At 42.7% G+C, this 13181-nt stretch carries 15 protein-coding genes; 4 read left to right on the forward strand and 11 right to left on the reverse strand.

Annotated features, from left to right (window positions below; genetic code table 11):
- Positions 1–2 precede the first annotated feature (2 nt).
- Positions 3–1742, forward strand: coding sequence for a HAMP domain-containing sensor histidine kinase (locus COR50_RS17150; protein ID WP_098195123.1), 1740 nt, complete (start codon positions 3–5; stop codon positions 1740–1742).
- Positions 1743–1745: 3 nt separating this feature from the next.
- Here the strand turns inward: COR50_RS17150 and COR50_RS17155 are convergent, their stop codons facing one another.
- From COR50_RS17155 to COR50_RS17175, 5 genes are read right to left on the reverse strand one after another with little or no spacing between them, the layout of a single operon-like run.
- Positions 1746–2399: a DUF4256 domain-containing protein gene (locus COR50_RS17155; RefSeq protein WP_232516204.1), complete on the reverse strand. Its 654-nt coding sequence runs from the start codon at positions 2397–2399 to the stop codon at positions 1746–1748.
- Positions 2368–2973 carry a YdeI/OmpD-associated family protein gene (locus COR50_RS17160; RefSeq protein ID WP_098195124.1) on the reverse strand — a complete coding sequence of 202 codons (606 nt, stop codon included), beginning with the start codon at positions 2971–2973 and terminating at the stop codon, positions 2368–2370. The genes COR50_RS17155 and COR50_RS17160 overlap by 32 nt, the downstream gene beginning before the upstream one ends.
- 9 nt (positions 2974–2982) lie before the next feature.
- Positions 2983–3360: a DoxX family protein gene (locus tag COR50_RS17165; RefSeq protein WP_098195125.1), complete on the reverse strand. Its 378-nt coding sequence runs from the start codon at positions 3358–3360 to the stop codon at positions 2983–2985.
- Positions 3361–3368: 8 nt separating this feature from the next.
- Positions 3369–3842 carry an SRPBCC domain-containing protein gene (locus tag COR50_RS17170; RefSeq protein WP_098195126.1) on the reverse strand — a complete coding sequence of 158 codons (474 nt, stop codon included), beginning with the start codon at positions 3840–3842 and terminating at the stop codon, positions 3369–3371.
- Between the two features lie 6 nt (positions 3843–3848).
- Entirely contained in the window at positions 3849–4172 is a 324-nt protein-coding gene (locus tag COR50_RS17175) for an ArsR/SmtB family transcription factor (protein WP_098195127.1), read from the reverse strand.
- 623 nt (positions 4173–4795) lie between these two features.
- Between COR50_RS17175 and COR50_RS17185 the strand changes: the two genes are divergently transcribed.
- On the forward strand, positions 4796–5935 hold the full coding sequence (locus COR50_RS17185; protein ID WP_157760944.1) for a hypothetical protein: 1140 nt from the start codon (positions 4796–4798) through the stop codon (positions 5933–5935).
- A gap of 110 nt (positions 5936–6045) precedes the next feature.
- Here the strand turns inward: COR50_RS17185 and COR50_RS17190 are convergent, their stop codons facing one another.
- Positions 6046–6855, reverse strand: coding sequence for a helix-turn-helix domain-containing protein (locus tag COR50_RS17190; protein ID WP_098195130.1), 810 nt, complete (start codon positions 6853–6855; stop codon positions 6046–6048).
- Positions 6856–6885: 30 nt separating this feature from the next.
- Entirely contained in the window at positions 6886–7848 is a 963-nt protein-coding gene (locus tag COR50_RS17195) for an aldo/keto reductase (protein WP_098195131.1), read from the reverse strand.
- Positions 7849–8051: 203 nt separating this feature from the next.
- Here COR50_RS17195 and COR50_RS17200 point away from each other — a divergent pair, with 203 nt between their 5' ends.
- Positions 8052–8558, forward strand: coding sequence for a VOC family protein (locus COR50_RS17200; RefSeq protein ID WP_157760946.1), 507 nt, complete (start codon positions 8052–8054; stop codon positions 8556–8558).
- 124 nt (positions 8559–8682) lie between these two features.
- Here COR50_RS17200 and COR50_RS17205 read toward each other — a convergent pair whose 3' ends face one another.
- From COR50_RS17205 to COR50_RS17220, 4 genes are all read right to left on the reverse strand, one after another.
- On the reverse strand, positions 8683–9408 hold the full coding sequence (locus COR50_RS17205) for a YggS family pyridoxal phosphate-dependent enzyme (protein ID WP_098195133.1): 726 nt from the start codon (positions 9406–9408) through the stop codon (positions 8683–8685).
- A gap of 41 nt (positions 9409–9449) precedes the next feature.
- Positions 9450–9896, reverse strand: a complete 447-nt coding sequence (locus COR50_RS17210) for a GNAT family N-acetyltransferase (RefSeq protein WP_098195134.1) — start codon at positions 9894–9896, stop codon at positions 9450–9452.
- 226 nt (positions 9897–10122) lie between these two features.
- Positions 10123–11034 (reverse strand): dihydrodipicolinate synthase family protein, encoded by a 912-nt coding sequence (locus tag COR50_RS17215; RefSeq protein WP_098195135.1) that lies wholly within the window; start codon positions 11032–11034, stop codon positions 10123–10125.
- A 46-nt stretch (positions 11035–11080) separates the two neighbouring features.
- Entirely contained in the window at positions 11081–11584 is a 504-nt protein-coding gene (locus COR50_RS17220) for a cupin domain-containing protein (RefSeq protein WP_098195136.1), read from the reverse strand.
- Between the two features lie 100 nt (positions 11585–11684).
- On the opposite strand from COR50_RS17220, the gene pdxR reads away from it, so the two are divergent.
- Positions 11685–13121: a MocR-like pyridoxine biosynthesis transcription factor PdxR gene (gene pdxR, locus COR50_RS17225; protein WP_098195137.1), complete on the forward strand. Its 1437-nt coding sequence runs from the start codon at positions 11685–11687 to the stop codon at positions 13119–13121.
- The last annotated feature ends 60 nt before the right edge of the window (positions 13122–13181 follow it).

Raw genomic sequence — 13181 nt, forward strand, 5'->3', positions numbered from 1 at the left:
CGATGAAAATTAAAACAAAACTTACCCTAGGCATCGGTTTGCTATTTTGCTTAATCGTATTGCTTGCCGCTTTAAGCACCTTTTATATCAACGCGCTCTCCAAGGATGCAAAGAACATCCTTACCGATAATTACAATACGCTTGAGTATTGCAGGGAAATGCTCAATGCATTGAACAACGATCTTGACTCCCCTAGCCAACAAAACTTGTTTGCCCATAATCTTAAGTTGCAAAAGGCCAACATTACCGAGAGCGGCGAGGCGGCCTTAACGGGAAAACTTGAGCTGGACTACCAACTATTACAGGCAGAAGTTAGCAAAGATTCGTTGATAAAAATCATACAAAACGACATCACGGCGATTATGCAGTTGAACATGCAAGCCATTCAACAGAAAAGCCTCATCGTGAAAGAAAGCTCCACCAACTCGATTCTCTGGATCAGTATTACCGGCGCCGTGTGCTTCCTGCTGGCATTTACCATGTTAATGAATTTACCGGGCAATATCGCCAACCCGATCAAGGAACTTACCGGTAGTATACAGGAAATCGCTGCGCAAAATTACGATGAACGGCTACAATTTCATCGGGATGATGAATTTGGCGACCTTGCTTCCGCATTCAACACGATGGCATTAAAACTGGCAGAATTTAGAGCCGGGAATATCGCGCAATTATTGATCGAGAAAAAACGTATCGAGACCTTGATCAATAATATGCACGACCCTGTAATCGGTCTCGATGAAAACAAAAAAGTGCTATTCATGAACCATACGGCATTGAAAATATTGGGACTACAAGATAAACCTGTTACCGGTATGGCCATTCAAGACCTTGCGATGCAAAATGACCTGCTGAGGCTATTAGCACAAGATTTGTTTATTACCAGCGAACATCATCATTCCAAGAAAAGCCCGTCATCACCGATAAAAATTTTCGCTGACGGCAAGGAAAGTTATTTCGAAAAGGAAATGATACCGATTAATATCATCCCTACCGGCGAGAAAGAAGAAGTACTTATCGGGAACGTAATCCTCTTGCAAAACATTACACCTTACAAAGAGCTCGATTTCGCGAAAACCAATTTTATCGCGACGGTTTCACACGAGTTAAAAACACCTATCTCATCTATAAAGATGAGCTTACAGCTGCTGGAAAATGAAAAGATAGGCACATTAAACCACGAACAGCATAACCTCGTTGAAAGTATCCGTGACGATGCGGGCAGGTTACTAAAAATTACGGGCGAATTGCTCAACATGACCCAGGTAGAAAGTGGTAGCATCCAGATGAATATCGTTGCCGCCGATCCTGCCGAAATCGTGGCCTACGCCGTCAATACCAACAAGGTTGCGGCAGAGCAAAAAAACATACAATTGGCGGTGGAGCAAGCCGGGGACGTACCGAACGTAATGGCAGACAGGGAGAAGACCTCCTGGGTATTAACCAACCTCATATCAAATGCAATCCGTTACTCTTACGAACATTCGATAGTAAATATAGCCATAAAGCTTATGGGCGATGTAGTACAGTTTTCAGTAAAAGATACCGGCCAAGGAATTTCACCAGAATACGTGGAAAAAATCTTTGACCGGTATTTCCGGGTACCGGATTCCAAAAAAGAAGGAACGGGATTAGGCTTGGCGATCAGCAAAGAATTTATCGAAGCCCAGGGTGGACAAATTCGCGTTGAGAGTGATTATGGCGCAGGTAGCACCTTTTATTTCTCCTTGAATACCGTTTAACCTTTAAATCTTCAAACAGCCCCTGAAACCGCGCGCTGCATAATAAGATTGCGCGCCGTTATGGTAAGTAAATACATGATCGTACCTGCGATCACCGAAGATGGCGCCTCCCAACTTCCTGATGGCCGCAGGTGTAACCAACCAGCTAGAAGTTTTGGTATCAAATTCCCCGAGCCCTTGTAAAAAACGGTATTGCGTTTCCGTCAACATTTCAATGCCCATCTCTTCGGCCATACCGATAGCGTTATGCTCTGGCCGATGCTCCTTCCTGGCCAACCAAGCATCATGATCGTAACAAGTGCTTCTCCTGCCTTTTGGGCTTTCCGCAGCACAATCGAAGAAAGTGATGACACCTGATTTCTTATCAAAATCAACAACATCGGGTTCGCCTTCGGTATTTTCCATTTCAAAAAGCGACCATAATTTAGCAGGATGAGCCTCCAAGCGCTCCTTTACTGTTTCCCAAGACAAACCTTCATGGCGGTTCATATGCTTCTCGAAGCGGACTTTTATCCTTTTCAGTAATTCCGATTGTTGTTCGGGACTAAGTGTATTTTTAGCATTTTTCATTTCATGGAATTGAATGGTTAAGGTAACTAGCAGCATTCTAATAATGCTCACCAGTTCATTTCTTTTTCCTGGCCAGGTAATCATCATGCATTCCCTTTCCATTTAGAATATGGGATGTCCATTTATCGATCCTGGCGTACTTGGTAGCAACTTGCTTGGGTTGCTTAAAATGTAAGATGTATGCTTTTTGCTTGCCGGGGCTAAGGCTTAAAAAAGCAGATTCCAACAAAGGGTTCTCCTTGAACCGGGTCTTTAGCTCATCAGTAATCACTAAATTTTCCTTTGGCTTGGCAATATCTGCCTTTATCCCGGAGGTTTCCAGCTCTATAGCCTCAAAAACGTAAGCCTTTAATGCATGCGCCACTTTTTTAATCTCCTTAACGTCCGTGAAGCGGGCTTGCCTCCCCACCCTGGTATGCTCCCCTGTTTTCACCAAGATACCTTCCGTATCACTCAACAAGTAACCATCGAAGAAAAGCAAGGCACAATAATCTTTGAAACCTTGTATAACAGCAACATTCTTATTATTATAAGCATAACAAGGCTTGCTCCATTTAATCGTTTCCTCCAAGCCACAATCCAGCAAGATTTGCCGTAATTGCTTCATTTCCTTTTGCCATTGAACAGCATTTTCAAGATATTCATCAACATTTGGGTCCATAATAAAAATTTAAGCATTCCCTAATTTCCGGGTAGCGGGCCTGAAATACCAGGAAAGGATCGTTAATACCAATAACAATACAGGTGGAAATAATTCACTTGCCGGGTCTCCCACCGCGATGTGCGAGTAAATGGCACCGGTCATCACGAAGAAAAAACCTGCATATGCCCATTCTTTTACCAGCGGGAACCTGGGAATCAGAACCGCGATTGCACCCAATAACTTCCAAACACCGATCAAACTTATGAAAAATAATGGGAAACCCATATTCTTGGTAAACTGGTCGCTACCGTCCAAGTGAAACACCTGTATAAAACCTGTAGAAACCATACCCAGTGCCAACCATAGGGTTGCGATCCAATATATTATCTTATTTCTTTTTGACATTTTATTTTCTATTTTAGTTTACTTACAATTTCTTCCAACCTGTTATGTGCCATGTTAATTCCTTTAGCCATACCAACACCAACTTTCAGCATCTGGTCCCTGATATCATTTGATCGGTAAATAATTTGCATATCCAGCTTACTGCGATCATCAGATATCTTTGTAAATTCCAGGTATTCCAGTTGCACTTCGAAGGGAGCGCCTTCCATTTCGAAAGTCCTGGTAATTTTTTCATCCGGGATAAATTCGTGGATGACGCCATTTGCCTGGAAGAGCACATTCCCTTCCTGGTCGGAAGTTTGGAACTTCCATCCACCGTGCTTTTTACTTTCCAATTTGATCACCTTGGTACCCATCCATTGTTCCACGATTTGCGGTTCAACATAGGCTTTAAACAACAGTTCAACAGGCAATTCAAACTCGCGGGTAATCCTTAAATCCTGTTTACCGTCTTCGGCATTTACTTTGGTTTTTGGTTCCATGGGTAGTTATTTTTTTGATTTATAATTTTTCATGATGGATTCTAGCTTATCGAACCTCTCTTCCCATAGTTTGCGGAAGGGTTCAACAAAATCTGCGATCTCTTTCATTTTTTCCGGATTTAGATGATAGTAAATTTCACGCCCGCGCTGTTGCTGTTCCAACAGTTCGCATTCGGTGAGTATCTGTAAATGCTTGGAAACGGTGGGCCTTGCCGAATTAAAATTGGCGGCAATGGCGCCGGCCGTCATAGCTTGCGATGCTACTAATAAAAGTATCATCCTACGTGTAGGATCCGCAATTGCTTGAAAAACATCTCTCCTCAGGTTCATTTGGTAGTCATTTGACTACAAATATATATGTAGTTATTTAGCTACGCAAATTTTTTAAGCATTTTTTCAAAAAAAAATCATTGTTGTCCGATTAAAATTGATTCAAGCTTTGCTATATTCCTTGCCAGTTATGGAATACCAGCTAAGGATGATATGTTCTACATACGGGGTAGCTCCCCCCAAGAAAACAAGAATGCTCCGCACTGTTGATAGCGAACGAAAGCCTGGTGTCACAGTAATACAAAAGCTCCATCGGGCGATCAAATTGGCGGCCGTAATGCCAATTTGTGCCCTTTTTTGGTACTCGTATGTTTGAAAAATAATTGGTTTCTTTGGAGAACAAGAAATGGGCAGATGGGCATTGAGTCGAACCTTTAACGGAGAGCGTTGTTCTTCCACATTGAAAATTTAGTTGGACAACAATGAAAAAAAATCTAAATATTTATAAATCAATATCTCGATTATAAATGAACAAGTAGTTATAACGGCAGGGATCCGGCAACTTTAATTTCCCCGGTTAGAATAGTGATCAATTTAACTTGTATACCCAAAGAATGGGTTGAGCATACAAATAATAAGAACCGTTTCTTATATTTCGATTTTTAACCCGATAATTTATACTTATGAAATGTTTTTATTTGTCATTTAGCCTATTGACAATTGTATTTTGTCAAACTTCAGTAGCTCAATACATTGTTAATCAAAAAGACTCCATTCAATCTGCAAATTTCAAAATCAATGGTACCGGGACTGCTTCGCGTTTTACCACCAGCTCCGCCCCGGCACCAGGCAGTACTGCGCATATTGGTTTTACAAGTAGCTCGAACGAAACATCTGGTCGCAGGTGGAATTTCAACCTAGAAGGACTGGAAACAGGGGGAACAGCTGGTTCTAATTTTACAATTTCATCTTTCAATGATGCCGGCAATTACCTACTTACACCGTTTTCGATTAACAGGTCAACCGGTTACGTTGGAATAGGGACAACTAATCCTACCGCGCGATTAGACGTAAGGGGAACGATCCATGTTTTTAACGATCCTTCCAGCCAAAGTTTTATAAGCCTGGGAAGTAGCGAGATCAACCGCTGGGCATGGGTAAAATTATCTAATATAGACCCTAATTCTCCAGACGGGATAGTTTTATATGAAAACAATACAGGCATCGGGGGCGGTTCAGGTGGCCGGATCTTGATAAAGAAAGAAGGCTACGTAGGCATCGGGACACTTAATCCCAGTGCTCGATTGCATGTTTCGAATGGGACTCAAAGTGTACTGCTCGCAACGGGAACAAACACATCACCCTATACCCTGAGTATCGGTGCCAATGATGATGGTGTCAATATAAGTAACAACTCCTCATACCGGGGATTTAAATTTAATAACGCTAACGGTGCTTTATTCACGATCTCAAACCAAGGAAATGTTTGTATTGGAACAACAGACTCTAAAGGATATAAACTAGCTGTTAATGGCGATGCTGTATTCACAAAAGTGAAAGTCAAAGCAGTAGCTAATTGGCCTGATTATGTATTCGACAAGAATTATCCGAATCCTTCCTTGGAAGATATCGGCTCCTATATCAAGTTACACAAACACTTACCGGGGATTCCAACCGCTGAAGAAGTCCAGCAAAACGGCGTGGACCTAGGTGAAATTAACACGAAGCTTTTGCAAAAAATCGAGGAATTAACATTACATATGATAGAGATGGATAAAGAAATTAAGCGCCTGGAACAGAAGCTAGAAAACCGACATGATTAAAAACGATTACAAACTTTAGGAGCTATATCATTAACTGGTAATGCTCCTAAAGTTTGCAATATTCATCACCCTGGACCATAAGCAAGGTAATATATCAAAGTTACTTGACACTAAACCCACTCTGAAGGCGCTTTCCCGTACTTCTTCTTAAACGAATAAGAAAAATGCGACAGGGATTCAAATCCTAGATCCAGGTAAATTTCTGATGGCTTGCGCCTTTTCTCAATAAGATGGCGGGCTTCGGTCAACCTTCTTTCTTGTAACCACTGGCGTGGCGCGGCACCGAATATTTTTTGAAAGTCACGCTTGAAACCTGCTAAACTCCTCCCGGTTAGCCTGGCAAACTTTTCGATAGGAATATTGTAATGAAAATTACTTAACATAAATTTTTCAAGGTCTATCTTGTGTGGTTCTGAAAAATCAAATAAAAAATCTTTCAGTTCGGGCAGGGTATTAATAAGCAAGTATACAGCTTCCCTGACTTTCAGCATCCCCATAGCGGTGGTAATTTTTTCCTTGGGATGATGCACGTAAGGAATGATAGAATCGAAAAATGAACGTAAAAATTCATTTACCGGGATCAGGACATTCGGTGGGCCACCGTATTTACGGTTAACTTCGATATTTTCTTCCAGCGCAATCGTGCGGAGCAATTCTTCATTTAAATGAATGAGAATCGTTTGATAATCCTCCCCTTCCAAAGGCTGTTTCGTAATCTCTCCCAATTGGTTCTTCCGCATTAATAGCATCTCACCTCGCCGCATAGAAATTTTTTGCCCCGCTGTTTCCAATGTAAAGTGACCGGAAACCTGTAATACCAAGGCAGTTTTTTCCAGGAATCCTCCCTTCTCCCGCCTCATATTCGTAAGGAAAGTGTGAAAAAGGACTCCCGGGATTATTTCAGATGGATGTGCTGTCATGACGTAAATATACTATATCCGGCTTGCTTATCAGCGTTGCAGATATGTGCCGCCCAATATAGCGCCTTCAGCAAAATGCGTATTTAATAAATCCATTTCTTCTTGGCTGTACTTGATATCCATTGCCTTGATATTTTCATTAATCCGGGATCTGCGGCTCATACTCACCAAGGGCATAATATAATCCCCCTGCGTATTTACCCAAGCTATGGCAAGCTGGGTAGGAGTAACTCCCCTGTCTTTTGCCATTTGTTTTAATAACTCAACCTTCCCCAGGTTTTTAACGAGGTTCTCTCCTTGAAAACGTGGAAAATGATTTTGGTAATCCCCGGCATTCAGCGGCGCTTTCATATTTCCACTAAGTAGACCTTCTGCCGTGTTGGCAAAAGCCACTACACCGATCCCCAATTCTTTCGCGGCAGGCAATAACTCGTTCTCAATTCCACGATCAGCGAGGGAATAGCCTATTTCAAGTGCGGCAACAGGGTGTATAGCATGTACTTTGCGTAATTGCTCTGCCGTGATTTCTGAAACACCGAGGTGACGGACTTTCCCTTCTTGAATCAAATCGGCGATAGTACCAATTATGTCCTCGACAGGAACGCTGTTATCAATACGGCAAGGTTGGTAAAGATCGATGGTATCTACCCCCAATCTTACCAGGGAATAATTGATAAAGTTCTTGATAGCAACGGGCCTAAGATCCAAGCCAAGCATTTGGTTTCCATAAAATATTCCGCCGAACTTAACACTGATAAAAGCATCGTCTCTCCTGCCCTTTATTGCTTTACCTACCAGCAGTTCATTATGACCGCTACCGTAAAAGTCGCCCGTATTTAAAAAATTAATACCATTATCAAGCGCCATTTGAATGGTGGCGATGCTTTCATTTTCATCTTTCGCTTCACCGCCCCAAACAGGTGACATACGCATGCAACCTAAACCCAATTTAGATACTACTGGACCGCTTTCTCCTAATTTTACTGTTTTCATTGATTCATTGTTTAGTGATTAATGGTACAAAGGTGAATCATTAAACGGCATTACGGCTTTCTCACAAAGCTCAAATTACTTGCTTGGGTGGCTCAAGCGAATACGCTTCAACATTCGCGAATCCCCCTGGTATTGGCGCAAATCCCCCCATATTAGCTAAAAATTCCACGATACCTTTACCAAATCATTTACAATTAACTGTTATGAATACATTAAACGATACCTTGAGCAAGTTAGAACTCGCACAAATTGGGTGGGTCGTTCCGGATATTAACGCCAGCATGCAATTCCTGTCAAAAACCTTGGGCATTGAAGGCTTTCCCCAACCGGAACATTTCCAGGCGCAAGATTTGCAGATGGATTATCACGGCAAGTTAGTTCCCGGCGACTGGCTGACTACCCAAACATACAACGGCGGCACATTTATAGAACTTATTCAACCCCTAACCGGGCAAAGCATGTTTCATGATTATTTACAGAACCACCCGAACGGTGGTGTTCAACATCTCGCCTTCCGGCTGCCTGTAGATGGCCTCGACCGGGTTGTTGAGGATATTCTAACATTAGGCTATAAAATTATAAGTGAAGTAAATCACCCGATCGCCAAAATGGTATTCTTCGATACCGATAAAACTCTTGGAACCGTAACGGAGATCATGGGTATTACTGAAGATGGTTGGAAAATCATCGCGGCGATGGAAAACAAATAGATGCTATCCGGGTATTACAAAAGGTAAGCCTACCTGCTTCCACAAAGGTTCAAGAATAACCAATGCTAACGGGAACCCGCCGTTAAAGGTGATTCCCGTCAGCAAATTATGAACACTATTTCTTTTACCCGCTCCAATAATAACTATCCGGATATTTCCGCCGACCAAAAACGGCCGTTCCTACCCTGACCATCGTTGCCCCTTCTTCAATGGCGATTTCAAAATCATTACTCATCCCCATCGATAATTCATTCATTTCAACACCGGGTATATTAAGAGCAAGGATTTCTTGCTGTATGGACTTGAGCAAACGGAAACATCGACGAACTTTCACGGCCTCGCCGCTAAATAACCCGATGGTCATTAACCCCTTAACCTGTACCCTGGGGAGCTTTGCTATTTCTTTCACCAGCTCGATCGCAAGGGCCGGGTGTACCCCGTACTTACTGTCCTCATTAGAAGTATTTACCTGGATAAACACTTCCATCGATCGATCTTCCAGGTCTAAACGTTGTTGTAATTTCTCCGCCAGGCTTAATCGGTCAAGTGATTGAATACAGCTAACACCGTATTTCAGTATATCCTTGATTTTATTGCTCTGTAAATGTCCAATAAAATGATCCGTATGCGGTATATCCTGCAATGACCCGAATTTCTCCTTGAGTTCCTGTACTTTATTTTCAGCAATCAGCGTTTGTCCTGCCAGTAAGGCTTCTTTAATTCGCCGGGCAGATACTGTTTTTGTAGCCAGTAAAAGCTTTACCTCGGCAGGATCCCTCTTGCAACGGGTACAAGTTTTTTCTATCCTGCTGGAAATTTTTTGCAGGTTACTTGCGATGTCATTATTCATAGTCCAGTATATAAAACAGTAGTGCAAAACACCTCGTAAGATTATTTCCACCAATGGTAATAATTGTGTAAATCATCGTACACGAATCCGCAGCGCGGATAAAGCGTATTACCGATCTCGTTCGTTTTCCCGGTTTCCAACATCAGTCCGCAAGCGCCTGTTTCATTGCACCAGTGTTTGCAACGTTCGATTAATGCCACAGACAATCCCTTGCCTCTAAAATCCGGATGTACGAATAAGTCACTAAGCAACCATTGTTTTTCCAGTTTGGTATAATGAAATAACTTGTATAACTGGACGAATCCCACTGCTTTGCCACCGATCATTGCCAAGAAAACATCAGATTCACTATTGAGCAATCGTTCTTTTAAAAAAGCTTTCGCTTTTTGAACATCCGGTTCCTGGCGATAAAAAACACGGTAAAGGTCAAACAGTTCAGCAAGCTCGTCGAGATCTTCAAGGCCGGCTTTTTTAATCTTGTAATTCATACACGATACGTTAGAAATTTGAATAAAATATTTAACTATCATTGTTGTCCGACTAAAAATGCTTTAAAGGTACTTGAATTCCTTACCTGGTCAAGGATATAAGCGAAGGATGATACTTTCACCCCCGCCAAGAGAACCGTGGAACTTCGCACCGTTGATAGCGAAGGGTAGCTTGGCCATACAGTAGTAGAAAGGCCGGATCAAAAGCTGATCCCGGCTTGAGTACTTATGCAAACTGGCAATCCTGTTGGGACTTAACGTCTAATTTCGAGAGCATTTGCTCCAATTCACGGGTTTCAGCATCCGGCAGCGGTTTTAAGGGGCTTCGCAAACAACCGGCATCCTCACCCAAAATCTGAAGACCGGCTTTCACCGTCCTTGGCAACCCCTTGGCTACGATGAACTTCAATAAATCGAGTTGCTTGTAAAATAATTCCCGGGATTGGTTCAGATCATTTTTACATACAGCATTATATAAAGCAATATTTAACCCGGGAATAAGATTCGGAGCAGCGGTACACCAACCGTTGGCACCGGCCGCAAATGCAGCCAAGGCCAAGGGATTAGAACCATTGTAAAAAGCAACATCATCTCCCAGTTCATTCCTCAAAGTGTGCATACGTTGTATATCCCCGGTGCTTTCCTTTATCATGGTGACATTCGGTATTTGCAATAATCTTTTTAACAGGCCCGGCGACATGTCCACCCCGCTTGTAGCCGGGTTATTATAAGCCATAATCGGGATAGAAATCTTAGCTGCAACTGCATCATAATGCCTAAATATTTCGTCTTCGCTCAGTTTCCAGTAGCTCATCGGGAGAATCATAACAGCCTGCGCCCCTGCCCTTTCAGCGAACTGCGCATGGTAAAGCGTTCTTTCGGTGGTAAGATTTGAAACGCCTACCAATACCGGTACCCTCCCCGCAACCTGCCTAACAGTAGCCTCGGTTACGGCTTCCTTCTCTTCATCCGACAGGTAAGGCAAAACGCCGGTACTGCCCAATGGTGCAACACCATGGGCACCGGACACCAGGAGGCGCTCCAACAACCTCTTAAATAATGGAATATCTACACGCTCATTTTTATCGAACGGTGTAATCGGGTAAGCGATAATACCCTCAAACGGAACATTTTTCATTTTCAGATCAATTAAATTTAAAAGCATTACAATAGGGTACCTTGCATTATAAATCGCGGCCTTCTTCTTCCCTTAGCGCGACGCCCAAATTTTGGAGTTGCGGTGCATTTTCGCAAGCAATGTATTTGGCAGGTTTGCTATCACTCATGTTTTGGTGCCTGTGCCAGGCCCAAGATGGAATATAAACGGCATCGCCCGCTTCCCATGCTACACGCTCCCCTTCTATCTCTGTCCACCCGCTACCTTCCACTACGTACAACACCGTTTCATACGTATGGCGGTGCCGGTTCGTTAGCTGCCCGGGAAGTAATCCACCGATGGTCATGCTCACGTTTTTACTCGGCAAATCCACGAAAAAAACGGGGTGTTTCCTTTCGGTGGAGAAATGATCGTGCACCCCGGCTTTCTCGACATTTTTATGAATGACATGTGAAGGTTTTACATACACCGGTCTTGCAAAAGTTTGATGAAAATCTTTTGAGCTGAATGGTTTCTGCTCTGCATGGATGGACTTCTCAATGCCTGTTGGTGTTTTTTCGAGTTTCGACATCGTTGAAATTTTTTATTGTTTATTGCATCATCGCGAAACAAAAGTATGGTAACTTTGGACTATCTTACTGATACAGTTTTTTAATAAATAAGTAGTCCAGATGTTAAGACCGTGGAAACTAGAAATTCAAATTAATTACGGGAGTGAAAAGGCGATTTATTTACAAATTGCCGATGCTATCATTGCCGATATACAATCCGGGCGATTAAAAAAGGGAACCGCTTTACCGGGCAGCAGGATCCTGGCCCGTGAACTGAACCTGAATAGGAATACTATCGTAGAAGCGTTCAATGTATTATTGAGTGAAGAATGGATCATCTCAAAAGAGCGGAGGGGAACTTTTGTTGCCGACATCCTGCCGGTAATAAATAAAAACGATAAGCCCCAGGTTTTTCAAGGGCGGGGAGAAAATAGTACACCCCGGTTGCGTATCAAGTTCGATGACGGTTCTCCGGATAGTAAAATCGCACCTGTCAGCGAACTTGCCAGGGCGTACCGTCAAATTTTTAACCGGAAAGCCAAATGGCAAATGATGGGCTATGCTAATGAATTCGGTAATATCGAGTTCCGGAAAGCTATTTCGCAAATGCTGAACCATCAAAGGGGGATGCAGATCAATGAAGAGCAACTTTGCATTACCCGCGGTAGCCAGATGGCCATGTTCCTGGCAGCCCATTGCCTATTTAAAAATGGAGATCATGTAATGGTGGAAAACCCTGGCTACAAACCGGCATGGAAAGCATTTGAAAATTCAGGAGCCCGGCTATTACCTGTAAATATTGATACCGAAGGTTTAGTGATCGATGATGTAAAAAAGCATTTGAAAAAACATGCCAATATCAAAGCTATTTACACTACGCCGCATCACCAATACCCTACAACCGTTACACTCAGTTTACAAAGACGGATGGAATTGATCCGGTTATCGAACGAATACGGCTTTACGATTATCGAAGATGATTATGATAATGAATTTCATTTCGGCTACCGACCGGTACTGCCCTTGTGTAGTTACCCGGAATTAAAAAACTACATCTATATCGGGACGATGAGTAAAGTAGTGGCCCCTGCCCTGCGCATCGGCTACCTTGCCAGCAATGATTATGAACTGCTAAAAGGAATTAAGTCATTACGAAAAATCATCGATATCCAGGGCGATTCGATTATGGAGCAAGCCGTTTTGCAACTCATCAAGGATGGAACGATAAAACGCCACTTGAAAAAAGCGACCCTGTATTATAAATCAAAAAGGGATCTGGTTGCCCATCTCCTTGAAAAATATCTCGATGGCATCGCCAACTATACCATACCGGACGGAGGACTGGCATTTTGGATCGTCCCACGGGAACCTGTAAACTGGAAACAGGTCAGTAGCCAGCTAGAAAACAAAGGTATCAAGATCCTACTTCCAGAAACATACAGTTACCATAAAGTTGTAAATGGCCTCCGGTTAGGGTATGCTTATTTATCCGGGGAGCAACTGGAAGAAGGAATCTGCGAGCTGTCGATTTGCTTAGGTCAAAAACCGAGCTCATAGCGGATTAATGGAAAGGGATCACGATAATATATACATGAAGCAGGACTTGTAAATTCCCCG

This window comes from Chitinophaga caeni (assembly GCF_002557795.1).
Taxonomy (GTDB): Bacteria; Bacteroidota; Bacteroidia; order Chitinophagales; family Chitinophagaceae; genus Chitinophaga; species Chitinophaga caeni.